We start from the raw sequence: 25,026 nt of genomic DNA on the forward strand, positions 1-25,026 counted from the left end.
TTCCTTATATTATAGATAACGGATGATAATCTGTCCGTCCTCCGATGTTAGGATCTCGCAGTCCACCTCGAAGATTTCCTTCATGTGCTCGGCGGTGATGACATCGGCCGGTTTTCCGGAATAACGGATCTTTCCATCCTTCAGAAGGTAAATCCAATCGCTGAATTTACATGCAAGCTGTGTATCATGAAGCACCGCCAGCACATTGATCTTTAAGGACTTCACCAGGCGCAGGATATCAAGCTGATAGCGGATGTCCAGATGGTTCGTCGGCTCGTCCAACAGCAGCAGTTTCGGCTGCTGTGCGATGGCGCGGGCCAGCACCACCCGCTGTTTCTCGCCGCCGCTGAGGGAGAGATAGCTCCTGTCCCGGTTTTCATACATGCCGACACGGCGGAGCGCGTCATCAACAATTTCAAAATCCTGCTCCCGTTCCCGCTCCATGAACCCCAGATGGGGTGTTCTTCCCAGCATGACCACGTCCCGCACGGTCGTCTCAAAGTTCATGTTGTTGAACTGCGCCACCACCGCCATGCTTTTGGCCGATTCCCGGTTTTTCATCGTCCGGATTGGCCTTTCATCCAGATAGACTGTTCCGGAATCCGGCGTCAGAACACGGTAAGCCGTCTTAAGAAAGGTGGTTTTTCCACAGCCGTTTGGCCCCAATATCGTATGGAACGCATGATCGCTCACCCGCAGGGAAATCCCCTTCAAAATCTCCCTGCCCGGAACGGAATATCGAACGTCTTCACTTCGCAAATCCATATTTTACTCCTTCCCGTAGCCGCGCTGCGTGACAATATAGATGAAGAAGGGCGCACCCACCAGCGCAGTAAAAATGCCAATGGGAAGTTCCGCATTCTCCACCAGGATACGGGCAAACACATCCGCCCAGATCAGGAAAATAGCTCCCATCAGCATAGCCGCCGGCAAAAGCCGTCTGTGGTTCGGCCCCACAAAGGAGCGGGACAGATGAGGAATAATCAGCCCCACAAAACCGATGATGCCGCAGCTTGAAACCAGGATGCCAGTCATGACGGCAACGACCAGCATGTAGATCCTGCGGAAAAATCCCAGATTGATGCCCAGGGTGACGGCCACCTCATCGCCTAACATCATCGCATCAAAAACCCGGTATTGGGTCATCAGGAAGATTCCGCTGAGGAAAACCACCGCCGCGGGCAGCGCCAGCCCGTCCCATTTGGCATTTGCCAGCGAACCCATCGTCCAGAATTTGATCGTCATGATGCTGTCCGAATTTCCGGCCACCGATATAATAAAGTTGGAAAAGGCAGAAAAAAGGGCATTGACCACCGTCCCGGATAAAATGAGGCGGGAGGTCGTCATTTTGCCCTGGGCCGAGGCGATGGCAAGCACCATCACCGTAGCCAGCATAGCCCCGGTGAAGGCTCCCAGAGCCGTGAACAAAGAAAGCCCCAGCACGATAAAAAGTGTGGCTCCAAAAGTAGCCCCGGCAGACACGCCCAGAATGTACGGCTCCGAGATCGGGTTATTGACTGTGGATTGCAGCACACAGCCGCAGACGGCAAGCCCTGCTCCCACAAAGCCGCCCAAAAGCACCCGGGGCACCCGCATGTTCCATACAATCGCCACGGCGGACTTCCCCAGTTCTGCATAGAGGCTTTCGTTCCGCGCAAGCTTGCCTGCCAGGACATGAATCGTGTCCGCCATGGGGATATCCACCGCCCCCAAAGAGATTGCGATTATGCCGGACAGAATCAGCAGTACCGCCAGAATCACGAGCAGTGCGCCGTAGCCCTTTGCTGTTTTCGCAAAGTATTTATTTTTCATAATCTTTACTCCAAATTCTGTATCGTCTTTTGTTAGTTTTGGCTAACCGCAGGGCAGACGTCTCCCTTTCTCTCTGCGCGCCGATGGCGGGAGACGTTCCAATGCGAAAAGAGTATAGCACAATCTGGACTAGTTAGCAATACCTAACTTGAAATTTTTCACTTCCCTGGGAACGGCAGCCAGAGAAACTTCCTCTGCTGTCGCGGCTCCGCGGCCATCCCTTATCCGGCCGCAGAGCCGCCCATCTCTCATCAGACCTTAAGCGACCACCCAAAGTCCCCATGATAAATCATCTGCCGCGTCATGCCGCCGTCGATGCAGATATTCTCGCCGGTGATGAACCCGGCCTTGTCCGAACAGAGATATAGTACCATATTTGCAACGTCTAACGGATTCCCCACGCGGCCCGCCGGCTGCTGGACGGCATCGGCGCCTTCATATACGGCAAAATCCGTGTCGATCCAGCCCGGAGAAATGGAATTTACCCGGACTTTCCCGGAGAGGCTCACTGCCAGCGCATGGGTCAGCGCCGAAATCCCGCCTTTTGCCGCCGTATAGCTCTCCGTCTGCGGCTGGCTCATGCGGTCGCGGGATGATGAAATATTTACAATGGCCGCCCCCGGCGCGAAATGCGGGAGAAACAGCTTCGTTAAGTAAAACGGCGCCGTCACGCCGACCCGCAGCGCGTACTCGAATTCCTCGTAGCTGCACGTATCGATGCCTTTCATGAGCGGCAGCGCATTGTTGATGAGGTAATCCACCTTGCCGTACTCTGCAACGACCTTTTCGGCAAAGCGGCAAAGCGTCGCCTCCTCCGCCAGGTCTCCCGTGAAATATTCGTTTGGCCGCTTGTCGATGATGCAGACATCGGCCCCGTTCTTCTTAAATTCCTCCGCCGTCACTTTCCCAATCCCGTGGGCACCGCCGGTCACAACAACTGTTTTTCCCTTGAACATAACCGTGTCCTCCTCGTTTTCTTTCTATCATACCATGTCCGCTCCGCGGCCATGGGCCTCCGGCGGATTTTAGCGCCCGGATTTCTGCGGTGCACGCAGAAACCGGTATGCGCAGGTATAATGCCTGCTTTGCGATCATTATACCATGTCCGCTCCGCGCCCATGGGGCCTCCGGCGGATTTTAGCGCCCGGATTTCCGCGGCGGGCGCGGAAACCGGCATGCGCAGGTATAATGCCTGCTTTGCGGTCATTATACCATGTCCGCCCCTACTTCACCAGCGGTTTGCCGGCGGATTCTTCTGTTTCTCTCCGGATTTCCAGGACGGCATCTCTTAACCGCCCTTCCGTATCCCGGCTCCCGTCGCGCCGGTACGCCTCAAAAATCCCCTGTACGGTGATCCGTTCGTTGACTGCCGGGTATTCGTCCGGATACCGGCGGCTCCCATCTCCCCAGATAAATTCCATACTCTGACCGCAGCAGCCCATAGTGTCCTGGACATAGCAGTAGTGATGGTATTCTCCCCGCTCTTTCTGGTACCCCACATAATAAAGGCCGTTCATCCGTACCGTCTTTCCCTCATACTCCTCCGGATTTTCATACATCTGGTACATAAACGCAGGAACCAGATCTCTGTCCATAACCGTCAGATCATAATCCACGGCCGCCGTAACCGTCTTCGTCTCCTTTTTCCCGCAGCCGGCCGCCAGAAAAGCCAGGGCGGCCAGGAATATTGCTGCCGCAGCCATCTTCATACTCCTACCTCCGAGTCAATCGCCCAATCAGGCACGAAATGCCGAAGGCGGCAATGTCCGCAGCCACAATCGTAGCCCCCACCGGCGTCCCGGCCAGAATCGAAAGCAGCATCCCAAAAGCAGCGCAGAACACCGACAGCAGGGCCGCGCAGACCGTGACAGAGCGAAAAGTCTTAAACATCCGCATGGCAGACAGCGCCGGAAAAACCACCAGCGCTGAAATCAGCAGGGAGCCCACCAGGTTCATGGCCAGCACAATGACGACGGCGGTGATAACGGCTGTCATGGTGCTGTAAAAATCCGTTTTCGTCCCGACAGCTTTCGCAAAGGCCTCATCGAAGGTCACGGCAAAAATCTTGTTGTAAAAAAGCAGGAACACTGCGGCCACAGCGGCGGACAGCGCCAGGCATAAAGTGACTTCTCCCTTTGATAACGTCAGGATAGACGTGGAACCGAACAGGGTGCTGCACACGTCTCCCGACAGATTGGGGCCGGCGGAAAAAATGTTCATCAGCAGATACCCGACGGCAAGGGAGCCGACAGAAACCATCGCCAGGGACGCGTCCCCCTGGATTTTTGTCCCCTGTCCCGCCTTAAGAAGCAGGACGGCGCAGAACACCGTTACAGGCAGGGCTGCCGCCATCGGGCTGGCAAACCGAAGGACAGCGGCCGCCGCCATGGCTCCGAAGGCCACATGGGAAAGGCCGTCGCCGATATGGGAGAACCGCCTGAGTACGAGAGGAACCCCCAAAAGCGATGAGCAGAATGCAATCAAAATGCCGGCAATCAGTGCATGGCGCACAAACGGAAAGGCAAAATAGAAAGCCAGCCGGCCTGTCATTTCATTTAACATATGCCGCCTCCCATCTGCTTTCCCGCATCATGCTTCAGGTATTCTCCCATGGTTCCGAAAAAGCAGGACGGCCCGATATGCAGGATATGGCTGGCATACGTGACAGCCGTCTTGATGTCATGGGAAATCATAAGAACCGTAAGGCCGTCCCTTTTGTTGAGCCCGTCAATCAGCCGGTACATGTCTCCAGCCGCCCTGGGGTCTAATCCGGACACCGGCTCATCCAAAAGCAGCATCCGGCTGGCCGCACAGAGGGCTCTCGCCAGAAGAACCCGCTGCTGCTGGCCGCCGGAAAGCTCCCGGTAGCAGCGCCCGGCCAGATGGCGGATGCCCATCTTTTCCATGGCATCCGCGGCCCGCGCTTTTTCGGCCCTTCCATAATACGGCCGGAAGCCGCAGCGGCTCTGGCAGCCGGAGAGGACAATTTCCCTCACCGATGCCGGAAAATCCCGCTGGAAAGAGGTCTGCTGCGGCATATAGCCGATCTCTTCTTTTTTCAGGCCGTCCCCGGCCGTGATGCTGCCTCCGGCCGGAGAAAGCAGGCCGAGAAGCGCCTTCATGAGCGTCGTCTTTCCCGCCCCGTTTTCGCCGACAATGCAGCAGTAATCGCCGGCGCGGACGGAAAAGCTCAGGCCGGATAAAAGAATCCGGCCGTCATAGCCGAGAGAAAGATTCTGACAAGTAATCTGCGCCATGTCTTCCTCCTTAATTTAACGCCTCTTTTAACACTTCCAGATTGTCCTCCATGATGAGATAATACATGGCGCCGTCGGAAATGTCCTTTGCCGTCTTGGACTGCATGGAATCCATCGTCAGAACCGTCACGGCCTTCTCACCGCCGTTCATGTTTTTCGCAATGGTCTCTGCCAGCTTTCCGTCCGAGCCCTCAATGGTCAGGATGTGGCTCAGCTCCAGCTCGTCCGCTTTTCCCGCCAGATAGGCAATGGTCTCGAAGCTGGCCTCGGTTTCCGCAGAGCAGCCGGCGAAAGCCGCATAATAGGTAAGCCCGTAGTCATCAGCCAGATAGCGGAACGGGAACCTGTCGCCGAACAGGAGCGTTTTCTTCGCGGCATCGTCCACCGCCTGCTGATACTCCTGATCCAGCCTGTCCAGGATGTTGTTGTAGGACTCCCGGTTCGCCTGGTAGGCCTCGGCGTTGTCCGGATCCAGCTCTGCCAGCGCATCTCCGATGGCCGTGCAGAATATCTGGGCATTTTTTAAAGAGAGCCACACATGTTCGTCGTACTCCGGCCCCTCTTCATCGCTGATAAGGTCATGGACTTCTCCGTCCTCATGCCCGTGGCCGTCCTCCATGCCTTCCACGATCTCCTCTTCTTTAACGGAATCGCCCAGGACTTCCAGCAGGTTTATGACCTTCCTGTCCGGATTCTTCGGATCCTTCAGAGCCGCCTCAGCCCATGCGTCCGATTCGCCGCCCACATAAAGGAACAGGTCGCAGCCGGAAATCTTAGCAAGATCCTCTGCCGTCGGCTGGTAGCTGTGGAGATCCACACCGTCGTCGAGAAGCAGCGTCAGATCTGCATGTTCCATATTTTCACCCAGGATTTCCACGGCCCAGTCGTACTCCGGGAATATGGTGGCTACGATTTTAAGCTTTTTTCCCTCCTCATCTGCGGTTTTTGCTGTTCCAGCCGCAGACGTCTCCATAAAATTCTTTCCTGTACTGTTTTTGCATCCGGACAGGGCGGCGGCAAAAAGAGCTGCGCCCAATAAAAAGAAACCAAATTTTTTCATGAATAAAACCTCCAAATACTTTGTTTTTTGTAAAAATGGGTACAAAAATACAAGGACGCAGCTCCCCATATCGCAGAAACCGCGCGCCGGCACGGTTTCCTGCACGCCGGACAGACCGGCATCCGCAAAAAGCGAAGACTCTGGTTCCTGTCAGGATCAGGGATCAATGGCCCTTGTTTTCAGAGGTTTTTCAATTATTCAGCCTGACCTTCCGGCTGACTAAAGACGTGCAGGGCACGAAAAGACTGGCGCAGGCAGTCACCGCCGCCAAAATCATGACGGCTGACGGAAATACCGCCGCCCCCGGGGCGCCGGTTCCAAGCTGGTCTAAAGCCTGCTCCGCCTCATGGAGGACAGCGCAGACATGGCAGCCCGCTCCTTTGCAGTCATGGCCGGCTTTCCCGGCAATCAGAAGTACAGAAAAAAATACGGCGGCGAAAACGACCGCACACAACAGCAGTGCCCTGAATTTTTGTCTTTTTGTATGCACGTTTCACCCTCCTCTCTTTCGTTCTCCGGCATATCTCCTTTTGTTTCCAAAAATGAAAACTATTTCCATCTTATAAGATTCCCTTTCTCTTGTCAATATGAAAATGATTCCCAATTTCAAATTGCCGGTTTTGTCCTGCTGTCCTTGACGGCGAAACCGGCTCCATGCTAAGATATCCCTACGAAAAACGGAAAGGAGATGCCGCTTTATATCATCTGCAAAAGGCTATGAATGGACCTTTGACACTGCCGTAACCGCATACGAGAAATTCCGTCCCGGATATCCGAAGGAGCTGTACGAAGCCATCTTCCGGTACCAGCCTGTCACCGCCGCCTCTCAGGTGATGGAAATCGGCATCGGCGCCGGGCAGGCCACGCTCCCGTTTCTGGAAACCGGGTGCAGACTTACAGCCGTCGAATTCGGACAGAATTTTATCCGGCTTTGCAGGGAAAAATTCGCAGGTTTTCCCCGATTTTCCGTGTCTGCCGGAAAGTTTGAAGAACTGTCCTTCGAGCCGGAATCTTATGATCTGATTGTTTCTGCCACAGCTTTCCACTGGATTCCCGAGGAAACCGGCTATCCGAAGGTCTTTTCCCTCTTAAAAGACGGCGGTGCCTTCGCCCGCTTTGCAAACCGCCCGCTGGCTGACAAGGGACGTCCAAAGCTCACGGAAGAAATCCAGGCGCTCTATGCCATCTACATGGGAAAGACAGGAAGTCCGGAGGAGTTTACGGAAGCCGACGCCGCCAGGCTGGCCAAAAAAGCCCTGGACTATGGCTTTTCTGACGTGCAGTGCGGGCTGTTTCACCGCACCAGGACATTCTCCGCCAAAGAATACACGGCCCTTCTCGGCACGTATTCCGACCACCTCGCCATTGAGGAAAAGAAGCGAAACGAATTTTTCTCAGAAATCGAACATGCCATTGACCGCCACGGCGGGGAGATTACCATATACGACACCATTGACCTCCAGCTTGCGAGGAAGGGGACGCCACAGTAAAAACAGGCCGGGCTGCGAAACTGTCCGGAATGCGCCGGGACGGACGGCCAGCGCGTGAAGCATTCTCCGATGTGCCGGCATGACAGACAGGCCGCCGGTTCCCGGACGTTTCCGGGATGCCTGGCGGCCTGCTCCGTATTTCCTGTCTTCCTTTTCACCGGCGTCTGTCCATGATCTTGCAGAACACAATCCCCGCCAGCGTGCTGACCGTCGTCGCCAGGAGCGCCGGCCCCACGATGGCCGCCGGGTTCATGCTGCCGTACTGGCTGCGGTAGGCGATCATGTTGATGGGAATGAGCTGAAGGGAAGAGATGTTGACAATCAGGAACGTACACATCTCGTTGCTTGCCGTGCCGGCCGGCTGCGCCGCCCGTTTGATGCCCGGGCGGTTTTTTTCGTCTTCCCGCCGTTCCTTCTCCAGGTTTTCCAGCTCCTCCATGGCCCGCAGGCCGGCCGGAGTCGCCGCCCAGCCGAGTCCCAGCATGTTCGCAATCATGTTGGTGGAAATATGTTTTGCGGCGGGGTGATCCGCCGGGAGATTCGGAAACAGGAAGCGGATGACTGGCCGCATGTTTCTCGTAAGCTGGCCGATCAGCCCCGCATTTTCCCCGATTTTTAAAATTCCGCACCAGAAGGACATGATCCCCAGCATCGTAATGCACAGGGAGACAGCCTCCTTCGTGGACTCCAGCGCTCCGTTCGTGACCGCGTCCATGTTCCCGTGGAGCGCCGCCCAGAAAATTCCGGCCGCCATCATGCCGGCCCACAGATAATTTAACAAAAACCCCCACCCCCTCTTTTGAATGTATGAGGGGATGGGGGTTCATATGTGCAGGTTTTTTATTACATGCCTGTTCAGGCTAAAAATCTCGGATTCTGTTTTCCGCGGAAAATTCTATGATCTGGTTATCTTCCGTATTTTGATATGCCGATTCTTCATGCATATAATCTACAATATCCTTTGTCTTATAATCTCCAAATTTTTTTACAACCTTCTGCAAAACCTCCAACTCTTCAAAAGTAAACTCCCCAAGGCCTGCTTCACGATTTGGCAGAATCTGATATGCCGTGCTGTCCCCGATCTCCTTTTCAGACACCCGGATTCCCGAAAGCTTCATGAGCTCATTTCCGGCAATCGGAGCCGCTCCAAACGCAAGATGCCGATACACAAGTCCGGTCATCGCTTTTTGATATCTCTTATAATATTCCGCATCGAGATACCAGAGCAGTTTCATGAGCTTTACCTTGTAAAGAGGCTTGATGTAGGTCGCCAGGTAAACCATAACGGCCTCCAGCTTCTTAAGATTCAAACGGCAATACCCATTTTTGCTGCTCGGCGAATCAAATTCCACATATTTCGCACGGATGGTTTCTCTGATAAAATAGGCTTCGCTGAATTGCTTTACCTTTTCAATCATGATCCGCTTGATCTCTTCATACCGCTCCGGCTTAAATGACGGCTTATTTTTTTCAAGCAAATCAAGACAGAAACTGGGGTTTTCTCCCGTCATCCGCATCATCTTATCATATGTATCATCCTGGATTAACTTTGTCTCATATCGCTGAACCGTAACATCACCGAGGCCAAGAAGTCTTGCATATTCTTTCTGCGTCAGTCCATAAAACTCTCGAATTTCTTTGATCTCCTCTGAGGTCAAAAGTCCTTTCTTCTTTTTGTACGTTTCGCGTGCACGGAATAAATTTTCATCTAATAACTTCGACGGAGTAAATTCACTTTCTTCTTTTTCGCAATAATAAACCGTATTCTGAAACTCTATTTTTTCTCCTTTGATTATTGTCTCTGCCATATACCGCACAACTGCAATTTCATGTGTCTCGCCGCAAAATGGGCAGAAATATGAGATTCTTTTTAACTCCTTTCCTGGCATTTTTCTCCTCCTGATTCCACTATGTATTCCTTATCCTTTATATAAGTGTTCTCTTCTTTTTTGTACTTTATGCTTTATCTTCTGTTGCGGAAGCATTTAAGCTTCCGAAACCGTATTTTCTTTTTTATTTATTGGTATGGTCTTTCCTTTAATCTGTACTTTGCAAAATGAAACGAAATGCAGAAAACATGAGCTGACGCCCTTAATTTCTCCTTAATATAAATTTCACGTCCAGCAATGCTGATTCCAAATACACGGAAATCTTCACCGCCGCTCTTTCGGCTGTCCATCATATTTTCTATATAATCTTCTGCCGTCAGGTTCAGCAGGATATCCCTGATATCCTCTGTGTCGAATCCCAGTTCCAGCATCGTGTAGAATGTTGAATATGGATCCGTATAAGATTCTCCTTTTTTAGCCGGGAGAATATCTAATTCGTAATGTTCACTGTTCAATGCACATCTCAGACGTTCCAGATGCGCCTCCACATTCTCCCGAGAATCCCTGTAAGCATTCTCGTTTGGCATTCGCCATGTACCTCCTTTCTTTATCTGATTTTGTATGATTATACAATACATCAATTGATTGTTTTTGTCAATCCAATTATCAATATATGAAAAAGGACTGCCCTCACCCGCCCCCTCTTTTCCTCAGGCGCAGGTACAGCAGTCCTCTCCAAATCCCTATTCTTTTTATCCTTACTCCCCGCAAAGCTCCCGCATAACCTCCGGCACGGTCTCAATCTTCGTGCAGCGGTACGCGTTGCTTCCGCAGAACAGCAGCGCATTGTCCACGTCACCTTCGGCGGCGCGGATTAAGGCTCTGGTGATGCAGTAGGGGATGTTTTTCGGGTCGCAGTGCTCCAGGCAGCGGAAGCAGTGGGTAATCTTTTCCGGCTCCCGGCTCACCTTTTCCATGAACGCATTTTTGATGGCCCGCCCCGGCATCCCTACCGGGCTCTTTACGATTACGATGTCCTCCTGCTTCGCGTCGATGTACGCCTGCTTATAGGCCATGGGCGCGTCGCACTCCTCGGTCGTCACGAACCTGGTTGCCACCTGGACGCCGTCAGCGCCTAAAGACATCTGGTGCATCACGTCCTCGCGGTCGAAAACGCCGCCTGCGGAAATCACGGGGATCTCCTTTTTATATTTCTCGGCATAGGTCTTTACGGTCTCGATGATCCCGCGGATCTCCTGATCGTACTTCTCTCTGTCATAGGTCTGCGCCACGTCGGGCGTATCGGCTCCGTACTCCGTGAGCTGTTCCCTGGAAAAGCCCAGGTGACCGCCGGCGCACGGCCCCTCAATCACCACAAAATCCGGCGCTGTCTGATATTTCCGATCCCACATTTTGCAGATCACAAGCGCCGATTTGATGGACGAGACAATGGGCGCAATCATCGTGCGGCGAACCGCCTTCGCGCTCTCCGCTGCGTTTCCGGCAGCTTCCTTAAGCTCCGCCTCGGCCTCCGCCACAAACTTCGGCATGTCGACCGGAAGCCCGGCGCCGGAAATAATCACATCTGCCCCGGCCTTCACGGCCTCCTTCACATACTGGGCATATTCCTTCGTCGCCACCATGATGTTAAAGCCCAAAATGCCGCCCTGGGCGATCTCCCTGGCCTTTTTAAGCTCCGTATGGATGGCCCGCAGATTGGCAGCCATGGGATTTTTCTCAAAATCCGGATCCTTAAAGCCAATCTGGGCCGTGGAAATAATGCCGATGCCGCCGGCCTTCGCCACGGCGCCGGCCAGGGACGATAAGCTGATGCCGACTCCCATTCCGCCCTGGATGACCGGGCGCCTGGCCGTCAGACATCCTATTTTCAGAGGTTTTAACCCGCCAATACTCTGTTTCATTGTTTTCTCCTAAATTCTCCGGAATCTGTCATACCGCTGATTTGCAAGCGCCTCGCCGTCCATGGCGCCGTAGGTCTCCAAAAATTCTGCCACGGCCGTATCGAGGATTTCACGAATGGCAGGCAGGCTCTCCTTGCTTGCCGGAACCTCCTCCGGAATCACCCGTTCGATGAGCCCGAGTTTTTTCAGATCCCTGGCTGTGATTTTCATGACCCTGGCTGCCTCATCCGCCTTCTTGCTGTCTTTCCAAAGGATCGACGCAAAGCCCTCCGGCGAGAGGACGGAATAAATGGCGTTCTCCATCATCCAGACCTCGTTGGCAACGGCCAGCGCCAGCGCGCCGCCGCTTCCGCCTTCCCCGATCACCAGCGACAGAACCGGCACCTTTAAGGACGCCATCTCAAAAAGGTTCCTCGCAATGGCTTCGCCCTGCCCGCGCTCCTCGGCCTCGATGCCGCAGAACGCGCCCGGCGTATCCACAAAGCAGATGATCGGGCGCCCGAAGCACTCTGCCTGCTTCATCAGACGCAGCGCCTTCCGGTAGCCCTCCGGCGACGGCATTCCGAAGTTTCTCAAAATATTGTCCTTCGTCGTGCGGCCCTTTTCCTGGCCAATGACGGTCACGGGAATCCCGTGGAAGCTTGCGATGCCGCCGATAACGGCACCGTCGTCTTTAAAATACCGGTCGCCGTGGAATTCCATGAAGCCGTCAAACAGCGCATGAATATAGTCAGACGCCACAAGACGGTCGGATTTTCTCGAAAGCAGGACAGAATCCCAGGCCGTCTTCGGCCCTTCGGCCGTGTTCCCGGCCTTCCTGCGGACGCGGCCTGCCGCGCCGAGAATCCCGGCTCCAATGCCGCCGGACGCCGCCTTTCCTTCTGTCTCCTGTTCCGCATAGACCTCCGGCCCCGGCTCGCTGCTGTGGAGCCGCAGGATGTGGATCAGGGTCTCCTTCATCTCCTCCCGCTTCACGATCTTATCAATGAAGCCGTGCTCCAAAAGGAACTCAGAACGCTGGAAGCCCTCCGGGAGCTTCTGGCCGATGGTCTGCTCGATGACCCGGGGGCCTGCAAAGCCGATTAAGGCGTTTGGCTCCGCTAAAATAATATCGCCGAGCATGGCAAAGCTGGCCGTCACGCCGCCGGTGGTCGGGTCGGTGAGGACGCTCACGAAAAGCTGTCCGGCCTCATGATGACGCTTTAAGGCCGCGGCCGTCTTCGCCATCTGCATCAAGGACACAAGCCCCTCCTGCATCCTGGCGCCGCCGGAACATGCGAACAGGATCACCGGGAGCTTTTCCTCAGTGGCCCGCTCCACGGCCCGGGCAATTTTTTCGCCCACATTGTGCCCCATGCTGCTCATGAGGAACCTGGCGTCGCAGACGCCGAGAACTGCCGGATATCCGCCAATCATGGCCTTCCCCGTCACAATGGCCTCGTTGAGCTTCGTCTTCTCCCTGGCTGCCGCCAGCTTCTTTTCATAGCCCGGGAAGTTTAACGGGTTGGAAACCGGCATGGTCTCCTCCCATTCCTCAAAGCTTCCCTCGTCAGCGGTCATTTCGATCCTGCGGTAGGCATGAACCCGGAAATAGCCGCCGCATTTCGGGCAGATATAGTAATTGTTTCGGACATCTTCGGTATAGATCGGCTTTCCGCACTTGTTGCATTTCCGCCACAGTCCCTCGGGAATGGCCGGGGAAGAACCGTCCTTTGCCGCTTCCCTGCCGTCGGAACCGCGGTGGTAAATGGTATCAATTTTTGTATATGTCTTTTTAAACATGTCTTTTAACATGCGAAAACTTCCTTTCCTATATGGACATGTGCCCTGAAACTAAGGATTTACCTGCAATACTCCGGAAAATGGCTCGGGATGAAATCCGTATCCACATCTCCCGCCTGGAAGTCCGGGTCGTTGATGATTTCATACTGGAAATCCAGGTTCGTCGTGATCCCCTCGATCACCAGCTCGCCGAGGGCGCTCCGCATTTTTGCGATGGCGGATTCCCTGTCCTTGTCATGGACAATGAGCTTTAAAATCATGGAATCGTAGTTCGCCGGGATCCGGTAATTGTTGTACACTGCCGTATCCACGCGGACGCCCCGTCCGCCGGGCAGGTGGATGTCCGTAATCAGGCCCGGGCATGGCATGAACTTTTTCTCCGGGTTCTCGGCGTTGATCCTGCATTCAATGGCATGGCCGGAAATCTTTACGTCCTCCTGGGAGAACGAAAGCTTTTCGCCGGCCGCGATGCGGATCTGCTCTTTTACCAGGTCAAGATCCGTCACCGCCTCGGTTACGGGATGTTCCACCTGAATCCTGGTGTTCATTTCCATGAAGTAGAAATTTTTATTTTTATCTAAAAGGAACTCGATGGTGCCGGCATTTTCATAGCCCACGGCCTTCGCTGCGCGGACAGCCGTCTCGCCCATCTGTTTTCTGAGCGTATCGGAAATGGCCGGGGACGGCGACTCCTCAAGCACCTTCTGGTGGCGCCTCTGGATGGAACAGTCCCTCTCACCTAAATGCACCACGTTTCCATAGCTGTCAGCCATGATCTGAAATTCGATGTGGCGCGGGTTCTCCACGTACCGCTCGATGTACATGGTGTCGTCGGAAAAGCCCTTAATGGACTCCATCTGGGCATTGAGGAAGTTGGACTCGAAATCCTCCTCGGAGCGGGAGATCCGCATCCCCTTTCCGCCGCCGCCGCTGGACGCCTTAATCATGACCGGGAAACCGATTTCCTTTGCCGTCTTAAGCCCGTCCTCAGCCGTATGCACCGGCTCCTTGCTTCCAGGAACCACCGGGACGCCGGCCTCCATCATGGTCTTTCTCGCCTCGGACTTATTTCCCATCTTGTTGATGATTTCCGCCGACGGGCCGATGAAGCGGATGCTGCATTTTTCGCAGAGTTCCGCAAACCTGGCGTTCTCGGAGAGGAAGCCGAAGCCCGGATGGATGGCGTCTGCCTTCATGGCCACGCAGGCCGTCAGGATCCGCTCCATGTCCAGGTAGCTCTCCGTTGAAGGCGCAGGCCCGATGCAGATGGCCTCGTCGGCCAAAAGCGTATGGAGCGCCTCTCTGTCTGCCTCGGAGTAGACGGCCACCGTCTTGATCCCCATTTCCCGGCACGCGCGGATAATCCTTACCGCGATCTCGCCGCGGTTCGCAATCAGAATTTTCTGAAACATATCGTCACCAGCCTAACCAATCATAAACGTGAGCTCTGCGGATACCGCGACCTTGCCGTCCACGGTCGCCACAGCGCTGCCGATTCCTACCGGGCCTTTTCTCTTGATAATTTTGCATTCCAGGCGCAGCCTGTCGCCGGGAACCACCTTTTTCTTAAACTTTACGTTGTTCATGCCGCCGAAATATGCGGTTTTCCCCTTGTTTTCCTCCAGGCTCAAAATCGCCACAGCGCCTGTCTGGGCAAGGGCTTCCACGATCAGGACGCCCGGCATCACCGGCTCCTGGGGAAAGTGGCCCGCAAAAAACGGCTCGTTGTATGTCACGGATTTATAGCCCACGGCGCCGACGCCCGGCTCCAGCTCTTCCACACAGTCAATGAGCAGGAATGGATGGCGGTGGGGGATAATCTCCTGAATTTCCTTGATTCCTAACATGTTTTTCCTCCTGCGGCTTAACGGATGCGGAATAACGGCTGGCCGTACTCCACGACCTCCTCGTTCTTTACAAGGATTGCGTCCACAATTCCGTCGTACTCGCTCTCGATCTCATTCATTAACTTCATGGCCTCGACAATGCCGAGTACCTGGCCTTTTTTCACCGTGTCGCCCACCTTCACGAAATTCTCTGCATCCGGGGACGGAGAGGAATAGAAGGTGCCCACAAGCGGGCTGGTGACGACTTTATCGGAAGCCACATCGCCGAATACGGCTGCCTCTGTCCCGCCGGATACGCTGTCTGCCGGATCTGCCGTCTGGGCCGCCGGCATCACGCCTGCCGTCTGGCCGGATAAAAGCTCGGCCGGTACAGCCGGTACGGCCGGGGCGCCGACTACCTGAACCGTCGGCGTTACGACTTTTTTCTCTCTTTTCATGGTGATTTTTAAATCACCCTGCTCTAACTCAAAGCTTGTGAGGGCGTTTTCGGAAACGGCCTTCATAAGCTCGATCATATCTTTAATTTCCATAAGCCCTGCTCCTTATTCCTCAAATTTCTTCACTAAAAGGCTGGCGTTGTGGCCGCCGAAGCCCAGGGAGTTGCTGATGGCGTAGGTGATGTCCATGTTCACGCCGTCGCCCTTGGTGTAGTCCAAGTCGCACTCCGGGTCGTCCACAAGAAGGCCTGCCGTCGCATGGACAAAGCCCTCCTCGATGGATTTCACGCAGGTGATAAATTCCACGCCGCCTGCCGCGCCGAGAAGATGGCCCACCATGGACTTGGTGGAGTTGATTTTTACTTTATATGCATGGTCGCCGAGGGCCAGCTTGATGGCCTTCGTCTCGAATAAGTCGTTGTGATGGGTGGCCGTTCCGTGGGCGTTCACGTAGTCGATCTGCTCCGGTTTAATGCCTGCCTCGTTCATGGCGTTTTCCATGGCCCTTGCAGCGCCGCTTCCATCCTCTGCCGGGGACGTGATATGGAACGCATCGGAGGTGGCGCCGTAGCCGACGACCTCGGCATAAATCTTTGCGCCTCTGGCCTTTGCATGCTCTAAGGACTCCAGGATTACGACACCTGCGCCCTCGCCCATGACGAAGCCATTTCTCTCTTTATCGAAGGGGATGGACGCCCTGGCCGGATCCTCGGAGGTGGAGAGCGCCGTCAGCCCGCAGAAGCCTGCGACGCCGATGGGGGTGATGCTGGCCTCAGCGCCGCCTGCCACCATCACGTCTGCCTCGCCGTGCTGGATGGAGCGCATGGCCTCACCGATGGAGTGGGTGCCTGTGGCGCATGCCGTCACGACGTTTAAGCTTTTTCCCTTTAAGCCGAACTGGATGGACACATTCCCGGCCGCCATGTTGCTGATCATAAGCGGTACGAGAAGCGGGTTGACGCGGGACGGCCCTTTCTCCATGAGCTTTTTATATTCGCGCTCTACGGCCTGGAGGCTTCCGATTCCGGAGCTCACACAGACGCCGACGCGGTACGGGTCTTCCTTTTCCATGTCAATGCCGGCATCCTTTAAGGCCTGGGCAGATGCAGCAACCGCATACTGGGAAAACAGCTCCATCCGTCTGGCGGCCTTCGGATCCATGTACTGCTTCGGGTCAAAATCCTTGACCTCAGCCGCAACCTTCGCCTTATATTCTGTGGTATCAAAATATGTGATGGGGCCGAAACCGATTTTTTTGTTTTTCAAGCCTTCCCAAAACGATTCCACGTCGTTGCCAATCGGGGTGATGGCTCCCATTCCGGTTACTACAACTCTGTTCATTTTTTTCTTCTCCTTCTTCTCTACATCGCCATGCCGCCGTCCACGGAAATCACCTGGCCGGTGATGTAGGCGGCTCCCTCAGACGCCAGGAATGCGACGGTTTCCGCAATGTCCTTCGTCTCTCCGAATCTCTTAAGGGGGATCTGCTCTCCCATTGCCTTTTTCACGTCCTCGGGAAGGACGTCTGTCATCTCGGTCTTAATAAAGCCGGGCGCAACGGCGTTTACCGTGATCCCGCGGCTCCCAAGCTCCCTTGCCACAGACTTTGTAAGCCCGATCAGGCCGGCCTTGGAAGCACAGTAGTTTGCCTGGCCGGCGTTTCCCATGACGCCGGAAACCGAGGAAATGTTGATGATGCGGCCGCTCTTCTGCTTTAACATCTGGCGCGCCACGTGCTTTGTGCAGTTAAAGGCGCCCTTTAAGTTGGTGTCGATGACCGCGTCGAAGTCTTCCTCCGACATTTTCATAATCAGGTTGTCACGGGTGATGCCCGCGTTGTTCACTACGATATCGAGATGGCCGTATTTTTTTACGATGCCGGAGATCATTTCTCCTGCTTTTTCATAGTCCGATACGCTGCACTGGATCGCCTCGGCCGTTCCGCCGTTTGCCGCGATTTCTTCCACTGCCTCGGCAGCCTTTGCCTCAGACCCGTTGTAGTTTACGATGACGGCCGCGCCGTATCCGGCGAGGGTCACTGCGATCTGACGGCCGATGCCGCGGCTCGCGCCTGTCACCAGGGCGACTTTTCCACTCAGATTCATTGGGTTCTCCTTATTTCAGTTTTTCCAGATCTTCCAGTTTCTCTATATTAAGGACGGCTGCGCCCTTATCAATCTTCTTTATAAAGCCGGAAAGGGTCTTTCCGGGCCCGATCTCAATGAACCGGTCGACTCCGTCGGCCAGCATGGTTTCCACGCTCTGCTGCCATCTGACGGAGGACGATACCTGTTTTTTTAGGAGCGGCTTTACGTCGGCCGCGCTCGTCACATACTGGGCGGTCACGTTTGCCACATAGGGGATCACCGGCTCCGAGATCGTCACGTTTTCCAGATATTCGCCAAGCTTTTTCCCGGCGTCCTCGAGAAGGTGGGAATGGAACGGCCCGCTGACGTTTAAGGGCAGGACGCGCCTTGCGCCTGCTTCCTTAAGCTTTTCAGACGCCTCCTCCACGGCTTCCTTTTTGCCGGAAATTACAATCTGTCCCGGGCAGTTGTAGTTTGCCACCTGGACATTTTCAATGGGATCCACAACTTCATTGATCTGTTCTGCTGTCATCCCCAGGACGGCGCTCATGCCGCCGATTCCCGCCGGAACTGCCTCCTGCATGAGAATCCCGCGCTTCCTGACCGTGAGGATGGCATCGTCTGCGGACATGACGCCCGCTGCCACCAGCGCCGGATATTCTCCGAGACTTAAGCCTGCCGCCACATCCGGCCGAAAGCCCTGTTCTTCCATGACCTTCATCATGGCAACGCTCACCGTCACCATGGCCGCCTGTGTGTATTCCGTAATGTCGAGACGGTCGTTCTTCTCAAAGCAGAGCTCCGGCATGGAAAAGCCTAAAAGCTCTGTTGCCCTGTCGAAAACCGCCTTCGCCGTCTTTGAATTTTCATAAAAGTCCTGGCCCATGCCGCAATACTGCGCGCCCTGTCCCGGAAAAATAAACGCTGTCTTGCCCATATTTTACCTCTTTAATAACTGCTCTGCCTCTGCCATGATCTCTTCGATGATCTCCTTGCAGGTCTGTTCCTTCTTTACCATGCCTGCAATCTGGCCGGCCATAACGGTTCCGTCGTTGACATCTCCCTCGATGACGGCCTTTCTCAAACCGCCCAGGGTCAGAAGTTCAAGCTGCTCGAAGGTTGCGCCCTCGTTCTCCATCTTAATATACTCTCTCGTCATCTGGTTCCTTAAGCCGCGCACCGGATGGCCGTGGCTTCTTCCCGTGACGACGGTATCGATGTCTTTGGCCTTGATGATTCTCTGCTTGTAGTTTTCATGTACGATGGATTCCTTTGCCACGACGAAGCGGGTGCCCATCTGGACGGCCTCTGCGCCCAGCATGAAGGAAGCCGCGATGCCTCTTCCGTCTGCGATTCCGCCGGCTGCGATGACCGGGATGGAAACGGCGTCGACTACCTGCGGCACAAGCGTCATGGTGGTGGACTCGCCGATGTGTCCGCCGGACTCGGTTCCCTCTGCCACGACAGCGTCAGCGCCGCCGCGCTCCATGAGCTTTGCAAGGGCTACGGAAGCTACCACCGGGATTACGATGATGCCTGCATCCTTCCACATTTTCATGTACTTGCCGGGGTTTCCGGCTCCCGTCGTTACGACCTTGACGCCTTCCTCCACGACAACCTTTGCCACATCGTCTGCGTGGGGGCTCATCAACATGATGTTGACGCCGAACGGCTTCTTTGTCAGTTCCTTTGCCTTACGGATCTCTTCTCTTACCACCTCGCCCGGCGCGCTGGCTGCGCCGATTAAGCCAAGGCCGCCGGCCTCGGATACGGCCGCTGCCAGATGGTGCTCGGCCACCCATGCCATGCCGCCCTGAATGACCGGATATTCGATCCCTAACATTTCTGTGATTCTGGTTTTCATCTTTTATTACTCGCCTTTCCGGATTTCTATTCTGTCATGCATACTGCAATTTAAAAGGAAGGGCGGAAATCCCGCCCTCGCACCTTTTTTCGCATCATGCGCTTTCACAGTTCTGCCCTTTGCGGCCCAGAGATTAGTCCTCTACGCCCTTGTCCTTTAAGTACTTCATAACGTCGCCGACCGTAGCCATCTGCTGAAGGTCTTCTGCCGGGATCTCTACGGAATACTCGTCCTCAAGAGCCATAACAAGCTCGAAAAGATCCAGGGAATCTGCTCCAAGGTCATCCTTAAAAGAGGAAGCCTCTGTGATGGTAGCTGCGTCTACGCTTAACTGGTCTGCAATCAATTCTTTCATTCTCTCTAACATGGTTTTGTTCTCCTTTTCCTTTACTTTTTATTTTTCTTATTCTTTTATCTTCATTCGGAGCTTTTCTACCACTCCAGAAGAACGGCGCCCCAGGTCATGCCTGCGCCGAAGCCTGACATGACAATCTTGTCGCCCGGTTCTAGCATACCATGTTCTACCATTTCATTCAAGAGTAATGGGATCGAAGCGGTAGAAGTATTTCCATACCGGCTGATGCTCATCGGAAATTTGTCCATGGGCTCTTTGAGCCTCTTGGCGGCCGCCTCGATAATTCTCTCGTTGGCCTGGTGAAGGACGTAATATTTGATCTCCTCTTTTGGGATCCCCGTCTTCTTTAAAAGGATCTCGACGCTTTCCGGCACCTTCTTTACGGCAAACCGGAAAACCTCCTGGCCGTCCATGGTCATGAAGCCGATCTCCGGCTTCGTGCCGGTGAGGAAATTCCCAAGCGTCCTGGACTGGCAGGCCAGGACAGGGCCTTTCGTCCCGTCGGAGCCCATCATCATGTCGATGATGCCTTTTTCATCCGCCTTTAAAACGGCGGCTCCGGCTCCGTCGCCGAACAGCACGCAGGTGCCGCGGTCGCTCCAGTCCGTCACCTTGCTTAAGGTTTCCGAACCGATGATTAACGCCGTCTTATAGATGCCGGCCTGGAAAAAGCCCTGTACAATCTCCATGGCGAAAATAAAGCCGGCACAGGCGGCGGAAATGTCGAACGCCACTGCATTGACAGCGCCGATGGCGGCCTGAACCTCGCAGGCGCCGCTTGGATAATTGTAATCCGGCGACGACGTTCCTAAAATCAGGATGTCGATCTCCTCCGGGCTTACGCCGGCGGCCTCAAGGGCTTTTTTCGCAGCTTTTGCAGCCAACGCCGAGGTTCCGTCTTCGGTGGAGATCCGCCGCTCACAGATTCCCGTGCGGCTCCTGATCCATTCGTCGTTTGTATCCACAATTTTTGCCAAATCGTCGTTCGTAATGATGTTTTCCGGTACACAAATACCGATTCCTGCAATTCTGGCTGTCATATTCATTCCTTATGTGTAGATTTTTAGATACTTTGAGATTCAAACTAATTATGAATATGGTAATTCCTGGCGGCTGTTTTGTCAAGCTGTTTTTTCGTTCTCCGGTATGATTTCTTCGACGTTTTTTCGGGAATTTCGCGGTACGGGGCAGATAAACGGCGGGCAGCGGCTGTTTTTCTTCATCTGGACTGCTCAATTATTCTAAAATTGGATATTTCAATCATGCCATATCTGTCTTATGATGGTGCCAGATGAAGCTTCACATTTTACAAGGAGGACTGCTTTATGGACAATTCTTTCACCTGTGCGGAAAACTGTCAGGCTTTCCCGTCCGGCGAAATCGTGCCGGAAATTTTCACGGCTCATAAAAAAATCGACGCCCACACCCATATCGGCGCCTTCGGAAGCCCGTTCAACATCCATTTTGACACAAAACGGCTTCTGGAACAGATGGAAACCTACCATATTGAAAAGACGATTCTCTGCCCGTCCGGCTGTCACGAAAACGAGGACGTGGCTGCCGCCTACCGCGCGCATCCCGATAAAATCATCCCGCTCATGTGGATTAACTGCGCTGAGGGACAGCCGGCCTACGACGCGCTGGAGCATTATCTCAGGGACGAGGGCTTTGCCGGCGCCAAGCTCCAGTCTTTGTTTGACGGCTACACGGCCGACGCGCCCTGTGTGGATCCGGCGGCCGAGCTCTGCGAGCAGTACGGAAAGCCCCTGTTCATCCACTCGGGGCACCCGCCGTTTTCGCTCCCGTGGCAGATTGGCCTTCTCGCCGAGCGCCATCCGCACCTTCCTATCGTCATGATCCACATGGGACATGCCCACGGCGTCTACGTGGACGCGGCCATCACCATGGCGAAAAAGTATGAGAATATCTGGTTAGAGACCTCCGGCACCTCCATGAGCTGCCAGATCAAAAATGCCTACGAGACTGTTGGGCATGACCGCGTCATGTTCGGCATTGACTCGCCGTTCCACCATCCGACTGTCGAAATCCAGAAAATTTTGGCCTGCGGCGTCGATGAAGAAGGGCTGGAGCGGATTTTCTATAAGAATGCGGCGGCCTTTATGGGGCTTTAATTTATTATAGAAAGGATAGAAAACAGCATGAAATACTCTGCTTCTGAGCTGGCCTACACAGGGGTCATGGCCGCTCTCGTGTTCATCGGAACGTATTGCTTCAAAATCCCGTCGCCTTTCGGGTACACCCACCTGGGCGACTGCATGATTATCCTGACGGTCTGCCTCTTCGGCACAAAACGCGGCGTCCTTGCCGGAAGCCTCGGCGCCGGAATCGCGGATTTCCTCGGCGGATACGCCGTCTGGGTTCTGCCGACCATGGTATTAAAAGGCCTCTGGGCCCTCGTCATGGGCGTTATCATGTACCGGCTTCTTCCAAAATATAAATACGGCTGGCTTGTCGGGGCCGTATGCGGCGGCATTCTTCACGTGGCCGGGTACACGCTCGTGAAAATCCCGCTCTATGGAACGGCTGTGGCCTTCGGAGAACTGTTCACCCTGACGGCTCAGTCCTGCGCCGGAATCGTCCTCGGCGGACTGCTCTGCGGCGTGTTTGAGCGGGCCCTGAAAAGCAGGCGGCTTTCTTCTTAAAGAAGGCCGTCTTTTTTATTGCCTTTCAGGCTGTCCGAGACGGAAATCCGCTCCGCGCAGGGAAACGCACTTTTTTGTCTCCTGCGCTTGCGTCCGCTCCATAAAAACGGTATAGTAGGGTTAGGAACAGGAAACGGAACGCAGGAGGACGTGCGTATGCTGGAGGTACAGGGCATCAAAAAATCCTATGGACGGGCCAGGATTTTAAAGGATATTTCGTTTACGGCCGAACCCGGCGAATGCGTGGGCATTGCCGGCGGGAACGGCTGCGGGAAAACCACGCTTTTATCGGTGTTGGCCGGTGCTTTGAGGGCAGACGGCGGCAGCATCCGCTTTGACGGAAAAGAGGCCGTCGGCCATCCGAAGGTCTTTGCGGACAGTGCGGCCTATGTGCCTCAGGAAAATCCGCTCATCGAGGAGCTGACGGTGCGCGACAATTTTCGCCTCTGGTACCGCGGCGGCCATGGGAGCCTAAAGGCGGCCATGAAGTCCGATGCGGCCGTCATGCTTGGCGTCGATGCCATGGCAAAAAAGCAGGCGGGAAAGCTTTCCGGCGGCATGAAAAAGCGCCTGAGCATCGCCTGTGCCCTCTCCAACCAGGCGCCCGTTTTGATTCTCGACGAGCCGGGGGCCGCCCTGGATTTGAAGTGCCGCGCCGATATCCGCGCGTATTTAAAGCACTATCTGGCGGGCGGCGGCACGGTGATCCTGACCTCTCATGATATGGAAGAGCTGGCACTCTGTACGAAGTTATTTATTCTGAGAGACGGGATCCTGAACCGGGAAGACCCCGGGATTTCGGAGGAACGGCTGATTTCCTGTTTTTAGAGAACGGTTCTATTGGCTTACAAAAGCAAAATCTGAGACGAAAGGGAGGAATTGCGGATGAAATGTGAGAGATGCGGAACAGAATTTAACGATCAGGAACGGACTTGTCCAAACTGCGGGCTGTCTGTGACGGTGAAAGAGCCGGAGACGCCCGAACAGGACGGCGGCGGCAAAAAGAAGAAAACCATCCTTTTGGCGATGATTGCCGTCGCTGTCATCGCCGTCTGCGCGGCTGCGGCCGTGATATCGTCCAGAAAGGATCCGAAAGAGACGGTGATTGCGGCCTTTTCCCAGTGGATGAACGCCGGTGAGGAAAGCCCGTCGGAGAAAATTTTTGGTTTCCGCCAGTTTGCCAATGAGCTTGGCACAAAAAACTCGGAGACCAGCATGACGCTCCGGATGGACGGCTCCACCGGCATCGACACATCCGCCATCAATGGCGCTGCCCTCCGGCTGGAGACAAAGTCTGATTTGGAAAACCAGAAGCTTGGCATGGATCTGACGGCCGTTTACGGCGGCATGGATTTTCTTGGCATGAATCTTTACTTCGGCGGCCGGGAGCTGATGTTTGCGTCGCCGGAGTTAATAGATCCGGTGCTTTATCTGGATCTGGGCGAGGGGCTGGCTGACCGCCTGGCGGCGTCCCCGACCATCGGGCCGATGCTTGCGGAACAGGGGCAGGATGCCGAAGAAGTTGCCGCACAGGTGGATCAATTTTTCGACCAGGCGGAACAGGTGTCCCAGAACCCGTTGGATTTTGCTGCTCTGATCGAGCGGTATCAGGCGGGCTGCAAGGCCCAGGAGAGCTTTAAAGCAGCTCTGACCGTGGAACGGGGCGAAAAAGGCACGTTTACCCTGGATGGGCAGGAGGTGTCCTGCGACGGCTACCAGGTACATGTGAGCAAGGATTCCATGATCGAATTTCTTCGGACTTCCGCCGACTTTTTCTTAAACGACGAGGAATTCCGCAGTCAGTATCTGGAACAGCTCCGGCTGAGCGCCCTTTTAATGGAAGAAACGCTTGACTCAAGCCTTGGGGAAGTGCTCACGGCTGAGGAACTTTTGGAAGAGGATTACGGCGACGTCAGGGCTGAGGTTGACGAGCTCATCGCGCTTTTCGACAGCCAGCTCACGGATGTGGATATGACCGTTTATGTGGACTCCAAAGGACGCCTTGCACAGTTTGAAGGCACCACGACAATTCTTCCGGAGCCGGAGTCCGGAGAGGCAAATTCTGACCTTTCCTTCCGTGTGACAGCAGAAGGCGGAAGCTATCTAATGGAAAACTGGAACGGGGAGCTTTTGATTTCCCAGGCTGGCGAGTCTGTGGCCATCACGTTCCAAAAAACAGGAAGCTATGACGGCTCTCTGGCGGCTTCCGAATCCGTCTTAAAGGTTGAGGAGGCAGGCACCGCCGCCCTTCAGATTGTATGGAGCGGCTCCTATGATTCTTCTTCCGGGGACTTTGACCTGAATTTTGCGCTGGAATCCCCCGAAGATGCACCCGTTTCCATCGCCGGAAAGGGCATTGTCACAGAGCTCGAAAAAGGGACTTCGATCACATGCGTCTTTGACGAGCTGACTCTGAACGCCGGGGAAGAGAGCGTCACCGTGAGCGGCGACTTCGCATACGGCCCGCTCACTTCGGAAGTCACGGCACCGGCAGGCGAGACGATGGATGTGCTGGCGGCCACCGAGGACGACTGGAACAATCTGCTCGTATCCCTTTACTTCAAGTTCATCTCCCTGATCGTGGGCACTGCGGACTTATCTTAACAGCAAAGGACTGAGAC

General features: G+C 54.7%; 27 protein-coding genes. 5 read left to right on the forward strand and 22 right to left on the reverse strand.

Annotation, left to right across the window (positions count from 1 at the left end; translation table 11 throughout):
* Positions 1 to 9 precede the first annotated feature (9 nt).
* From KE531_07095 to KE531_07130, 8 genes are all read right to left on the reverse strand, one after another.
* Entirely contained in the window at positions 10 to 765 is a 756-nt protein-coding gene (locus KE531_07095) for an ABC transporter ATP-binding protein (protein MBR9953390.1), read from the reverse strand.
* Between the two features lie 3 nt (positions 766 to 768).
* Positions 769 to 1,812: an iron ABC transporter permease gene (locus KE531_07100; protein MBR9953391.1), complete on the reverse strand. Its 1,044-nt coding sequence runs from the start codon at positions 1,810 to 1,812 to the stop codon at positions 769 to 771.
* Positions 1,813 to 2,063: 251 nt separating this feature from the next.
* Positions 2,064 to 2,768, reverse strand: coding sequence for an SDR family oxidoreductase (locus KE531_07105; GenBank protein MBR9953392.1), 705 nt, complete (start codon positions 2,766 to 2,768; stop codon positions 2,064 to 2,066).
* A 267-nt stretch (positions 2,769 to 3,035) separates the two neighbouring features.
* On the reverse strand, positions 3,036 to 3,521 hold the full coding sequence (locus tag KE531_07110) for a hypothetical protein (GenBank protein ID MBR9953393.1): 486 nt from the start codon (positions 3,519 to 3,521) through the stop codon (positions 3,036 to 3,038).
* A gap of 4 nt (positions 3,522 to 3,525) precedes the next feature.
* Complete coding sequence (locus KE531_07115) at positions 3,526 to 4,362, reverse strand: metal ABC transporter permease (GenBank protein MBR9953394.1); 837 nt, start codon at positions 4,360 to 4,362, stop codon at positions 3,526 to 3,528.
* A 5-nt stretch (positions 4,363 to 4,367) separates the two neighbouring features.
* Positions 4,368 to 5,069, reverse strand: a complete 702-nt coding sequence (locus KE531_07120) for an ABC transporter ATP-binding protein (protein ID MBR9953395.1) — start codon at positions 5,067 to 5,069, stop codon at positions 4,368 to 4,370.
* 10 nt (positions 5,070 to 5,079) lie between these two features.
* On the reverse strand, positions 5,080 to 6,129 hold the full coding sequence (locus KE531_07125) for a zinc ABC transporter substrate-binding protein (protein MBR9953396.1): 1,050 nt from the start codon (positions 6,127 to 6,129) through the stop codon (positions 5,080 to 5,082).
* Positions 6,130 to 6,319: 190 nt separating this feature from the next.
* Positions 6,320 to 6,619, reverse strand: a complete 300-nt coding sequence (locus tag KE531_07130; GenBank protein MBR9953397.1) for a hypothetical protein — start codon at positions 6,617 to 6,619, stop codon at positions 6,320 to 6,322.
* Positions 6,620 to 6,827: 208 nt separating this feature from the next.
* Here KE531_07130 and KE531_07135 point away from each other — a divergent pair, with 208 nt between their 5' ends.
* Entirely contained in the window at positions 6,828 to 7,619 is a 792-nt protein-coding gene (locus tag KE531_07135) for a class I SAM-dependent methyltransferase (protein ID MBR9953398.1), read from the forward strand.
* 154 nt (positions 7,620 to 7,773) lie between these two features.
* Here the strand turns inward: KE531_07135 and KE531_07140 are convergent, their stop codons facing one another.
* From KE531_07140 to KE531_07205, 14 genes are all read right to left on the reverse strand, one after another.
* Positions 7,774 to 8,400, reverse strand: coding sequence for a nucleoside recognition protein (locus KE531_07140; protein MBR9953399.1), 627 nt, complete (start codon positions 8,398 to 8,400; stop codon positions 7,774 to 7,776).
* A 79-nt stretch (positions 8,401 to 8,479) separates the two neighbouring features.
* Positions 8,480 to 9,508 (reverse strand): DUF4065 domain-containing protein, encoded by a 1,029-nt coding sequence (locus tag KE531_07145; protein MBR9953400.1) that lies wholly within the window; start codon positions 9,506 to 9,508, stop codon positions 8,480 to 8,482.
* 128 nt (positions 9,509 to 9,636) lie between these two features.
* Entirely contained in the window at positions 9,637 to 10,035 is a 399-nt protein-coding gene (locus KE531_07150; GenBank protein MBR9953401.1) for a type II toxin-antitoxin system MqsR family toxin, read from the reverse strand.
* A gap of 171 nt (positions 10,036 to 10,206) precedes the next feature.
* Positions 10,207 to 11,358, reverse strand: a complete 1,152-nt coding sequence (locus KE531_07155; GenBank protein MBR9953402.1) for a nitronate monooxygenase — start codon at positions 11,356 to 11,358, stop codon at positions 10,207 to 10,209.
* Positions 11,359 to 11,379: 21 nt separating this feature from the next.
* Complete coding sequence (locus tag KE531_07160) at positions 11,380 to 13,164, reverse strand: acetyl-CoA carboxylase carboxyltransferase subunit beta (protein MBR9953403.1); 1,785 nt, start codon at positions 13,162 to 13,164, stop codon at positions 11,380 to 11,382.
* A 47-nt stretch (positions 13,165 to 13,211) separates the two neighbouring features.
* Positions 13,212 to 14,564, reverse strand: coding sequence for an acetyl-CoA carboxylase biotin carboxylase subunit (locus KE531_07165; protein MBR9953404.1), 1,353 nt, complete (start codon positions 14,562 to 14,564; stop codon positions 13,212 to 13,214).
* Positions 14,565 to 14,576: 12 nt separating this feature from the next.
* On the reverse strand, positions 14,577 to 14,999 hold the full coding sequence (gene fabZ, locus KE531_07170; protein ID MBR9953405.1) for a 3-hydroxyacyl-ACP dehydratase FabZ: 423 nt from the start codon (positions 14,997 to 14,999) through the stop codon (positions 14,577 to 14,579).
* A 17-nt stretch (positions 15,000 to 15,016) separates the two neighbouring features.
* Positions 15,017 to 15,529 (reverse strand): acetyl-CoA carboxylase biotin carboxyl carrier protein, encoded by a 513-nt coding sequence (gene accB, locus KE531_07175; protein ID MBR9953406.1) that lies wholly within the window; start codon positions 15,527 to 15,529, stop codon positions 15,017 to 15,019.
* 12 nt (positions 15,530 to 15,541) lie between these two features.
* Positions 15,542 to 16,777: a beta-ketoacyl-ACP synthase II gene (fabF, locus tag KE531_07180; GenBank protein MBR9953407.1), complete on the reverse strand. Its 1,236-nt coding sequence runs from the start codon at positions 16,775 to 16,777 to the stop codon at positions 15,542 to 15,544.
* A gap of 20 nt (positions 16,778 to 16,797) precedes the next feature.
* A complete protein-coding gene (gene fabG, locus KE531_07185) occupies positions 16,798 to 17,541 on the reverse strand; it encodes a 3-oxoacyl-[acyl-carrier-protein] reductase (GenBank protein ID MBR9953408.1) in 744 nt (247 codons plus the stop codon).
* 10 nt (positions 17,542 to 17,551) lie between these two features.
* Positions 17,552 to 18,460 (reverse strand): ACP S-malonyltransferase, encoded by a 909-nt coding sequence (fabD, locus tag KE531_07190; GenBank protein MBR9953409.1) that lies wholly within the window; start codon positions 18,458 to 18,460, stop codon positions 17,552 to 17,554.
* Between the two features lie 3 nt (positions 18,461 to 18,463).
* Positions 18,464 to 19,387, reverse strand: coding sequence for an enoyl-[acyl-carrier-protein] reductase FabK (gene fabK, locus KE531_07195; GenBank protein ID MBR9953410.1), 924 nt, complete (start codon positions 19,385 to 19,387; stop codon positions 18,464 to 18,466).
* 133 nt (positions 19,388 to 19,520) lie between these two features.
* The gene (gene acpP / locus KE531_07200; GenBank protein ID MBR9953411.1) at positions 19,521 to 19,754 is read right to left on the reverse strand and encodes an acyl carrier protein; all 234 of its coding nucleotides are present in this window, start codon (positions 19,752 to 19,754) and stop codon (positions 19,521 to 19,523) included.
* 65 nt (positions 19,755 to 19,819) lie between these two features.
* On the reverse strand, positions 19,820 to 20,782 hold the full coding sequence (locus KE531_07205; protein ID MBR9953412.1) for a ketoacyl-ACP synthase III: 963 nt from the start codon (positions 20,780 to 20,782) through the stop codon (positions 19,820 to 19,822).
* A 285-nt stretch (positions 20,783 to 21,067) separates the two neighbouring features.
* Here KE531_07205 and KE531_07210 point away from each other — a divergent pair, with 285 nt between their 5' ends.
* From KE531_07210 to KE531_07225, 4 genes are all read left to right on the forward strand, one after another.
* Entirely contained in the window at positions 21,068 to 21,874 is an 807-nt protein-coding gene (locus KE531_07210) for an amidohydrolase (protein MBR9953413.1), read from the forward strand.
* A 27-nt stretch (positions 21,875 to 21,901) separates the two neighbouring features.
* Positions 21,902 to 22,405, forward strand: coding sequence for an ECF transporter S component (locus KE531_07215; protein MBR9953414.1), 504 nt, complete (start codon positions 21,902 to 21,904; stop codon positions 22,403 to 22,405).
* Positions 22,406 to 22,561: 156 nt separating this feature from the next.
* Positions 22,562 to 23,233, forward strand: a complete 672-nt coding sequence (locus KE531_07220; GenBank protein MBR9953415.1) for an ATP-binding cassette domain-containing protein — start codon at positions 22,562 to 22,564, stop codon at positions 23,231 to 23,233.
* A 57-nt stretch (positions 23,234 to 23,290) separates the two neighbouring features.
* Complete coding sequence (locus tag KE531_07225) at positions 23,291 to 25,009, forward strand: zinc ribbon domain-containing protein (GenBank protein ID MBR9953416.1); 1,719 nt, start codon at positions 23,291 to 23,293, stop codon at positions 25,007 to 25,009.
* Positions 25,010 to 25,026: the final 17 nt, after the last annotated feature.

The sequence above is a fragment of the Eubacteriaceae bacterium Marseille-Q4139 genome, assembly GCA_018223415.1.
Classification (GTDB): Bacteria; Bacillota; Clostridia; order Lachnospirales; family Lachnospiraceae; genus CABSIM01.

Bases quoted from the DNA above. Each gene is read 5' to 3' on its own strand.
- fabG (MBR9953408.1), bottom strand. From the start codon at position 17,541: ATGAATCTGAGTGGAAAAGTCGCCCTGGTGACAGGCGCGAGCCGCGGC.
- fabF (MBR9953407.1), bottom strand. From the start codon at position 16,777: ATGAACAGAGTTGTAGTAACCGGAATGGGAGCCATCACCCCGATTGGC.
- KE531_07150 (MBR9953401.1), bottom strand. From the start codon at position 10,035: ATGCCAAACGAGAATGCTTACAGGGATTCTCGGGAGAATGTGGAGGCG.
- KE531_07115 (MBR9953394.1), bottom strand. From the start codon at position 4,362: ATGACAGGCCGGCTGGCTTTCTATTTTGCCTTTCCGTTTGTGCGCCAT.
- KE531_07110 (MBR9953393.1), bottom strand. From the start codon at position 3,521: ATGAAGATGGCTGCGGCAGCAATATTCCTGGCCGCCCTGGCTTTTCTG.
- KE531_07220 (MBR9953415.1), top strand. From the start codon at position 22,562: ATGCTGGAGGTACAGGGCATCAAAAAATCCTATGGACGGGCCAGGATT.
- KE531_07095 (MBR9953390.1), bottom strand. From the start codon at position 765: ATGGATTTGCGAAGTGAAGACGTTCGATATTCCGTTCCGGGCAGGGAG.
- KE531_07160 (MBR9953403.1), bottom strand. From the start codon at position 13,164: ATGTTAAAAGACATGTTTAAAAAGACATATACAAAAATTGATACCATT.
- KE531_07165 (MBR9953404.1), bottom strand. From the start codon at position 14,564: ATGTTTCAGAAAATTCTGATTGCGAACCGCGGCGAGATCGCGGTAAGG.
- KE531_07120 (MBR9953395.1), bottom strand. From the start codon at position 5,069: ATGGCGCAGATTACTTGTCAGAATCTTTCTCTCGGCTATGACGGCCGG.
- fabZ (MBR9953405.1), bottom strand. From the start codon at position 14,999: ATGTTAGGAATCAAGGAAATTCAGGAGATTATCCCCCACCGCCATCCA.
- KE531_07100 (MBR9953391.1), bottom strand. From the start codon at position 1,812: ATGAAAAATAAATACTTTGCGAAAACAGCAAAGGGCTACGGCGCACTG.
- KE531_07210 (MBR9953413.1), top strand. From the start codon at position 21,068: ATGGACAATTCTTTCACCTGTGCGGAAAACTGTCAGGCTTTCCCGTCC.
- KE531_07105 (MBR9953392.1), bottom strand. From the start codon at position 2,768: ATGTTCAAGGGAAAAACAGTTGTTGTGACCGGCGGTGCCCACGGGATT.
- KE531_07125 (MBR9953396.1), bottom strand. From the start codon at position 6,129: ATGAAAAAATTTGGTTTCTTTTTATTGGGCGCAGCTCTTTTTGCCGCC.
- KE531_07205 (MBR9953412.1), bottom strand. From the start codon at position 20,782: ATGACAGCCAGAATTGCAGGAATCGGTATTTGTGTACCGGAAAACATC.
- KE531_07215 (MBR9953414.1), top strand. From the start codon at position 21,902: ATGAAATACTCTGCTTCTGAGCTGGCCTACACAGGGGTCATGGCCGCT.
- accB (MBR9953406.1), bottom strand. From the start codon at position 15,529: ATGGAAATTAAAGATATGATCGAGCTTATGAAGGCCGTTTCCGAAAAC.
- acpP (MBR9953411.1), bottom strand. From the start codon at position 19,754: ATGTTAGAGAGAATGAAAGAATTGATTGCAGACCAGTTAAGCGTAGAC.
- fabK (MBR9953410.1), bottom strand. From the start codon at position 19,387: ATGAAAACCAGAATCACAGAAATGTTAGGGATCGAATATCCGGTCATT.
- KE531_07225 (MBR9953416.1), top strand. From the start codon at position 23,291: ATGAAATGTGAGAGATGCGGAACAGAATTTAACGATCAGGAACGGACT.
- KE531_07145 (MBR9953400.1), bottom strand. From the start codon at position 9,508: ATGCCAGGAAAGGAGTTAAAAAGAATCTCATATTTCTGCCCATTTTGC.
- fabD (MBR9953409.1), bottom strand. From the start codon at position 18,460: ATGGGCAAGACAGCGTTTATTTTTCCGGGACAGGGCGCGCAGTATTGC.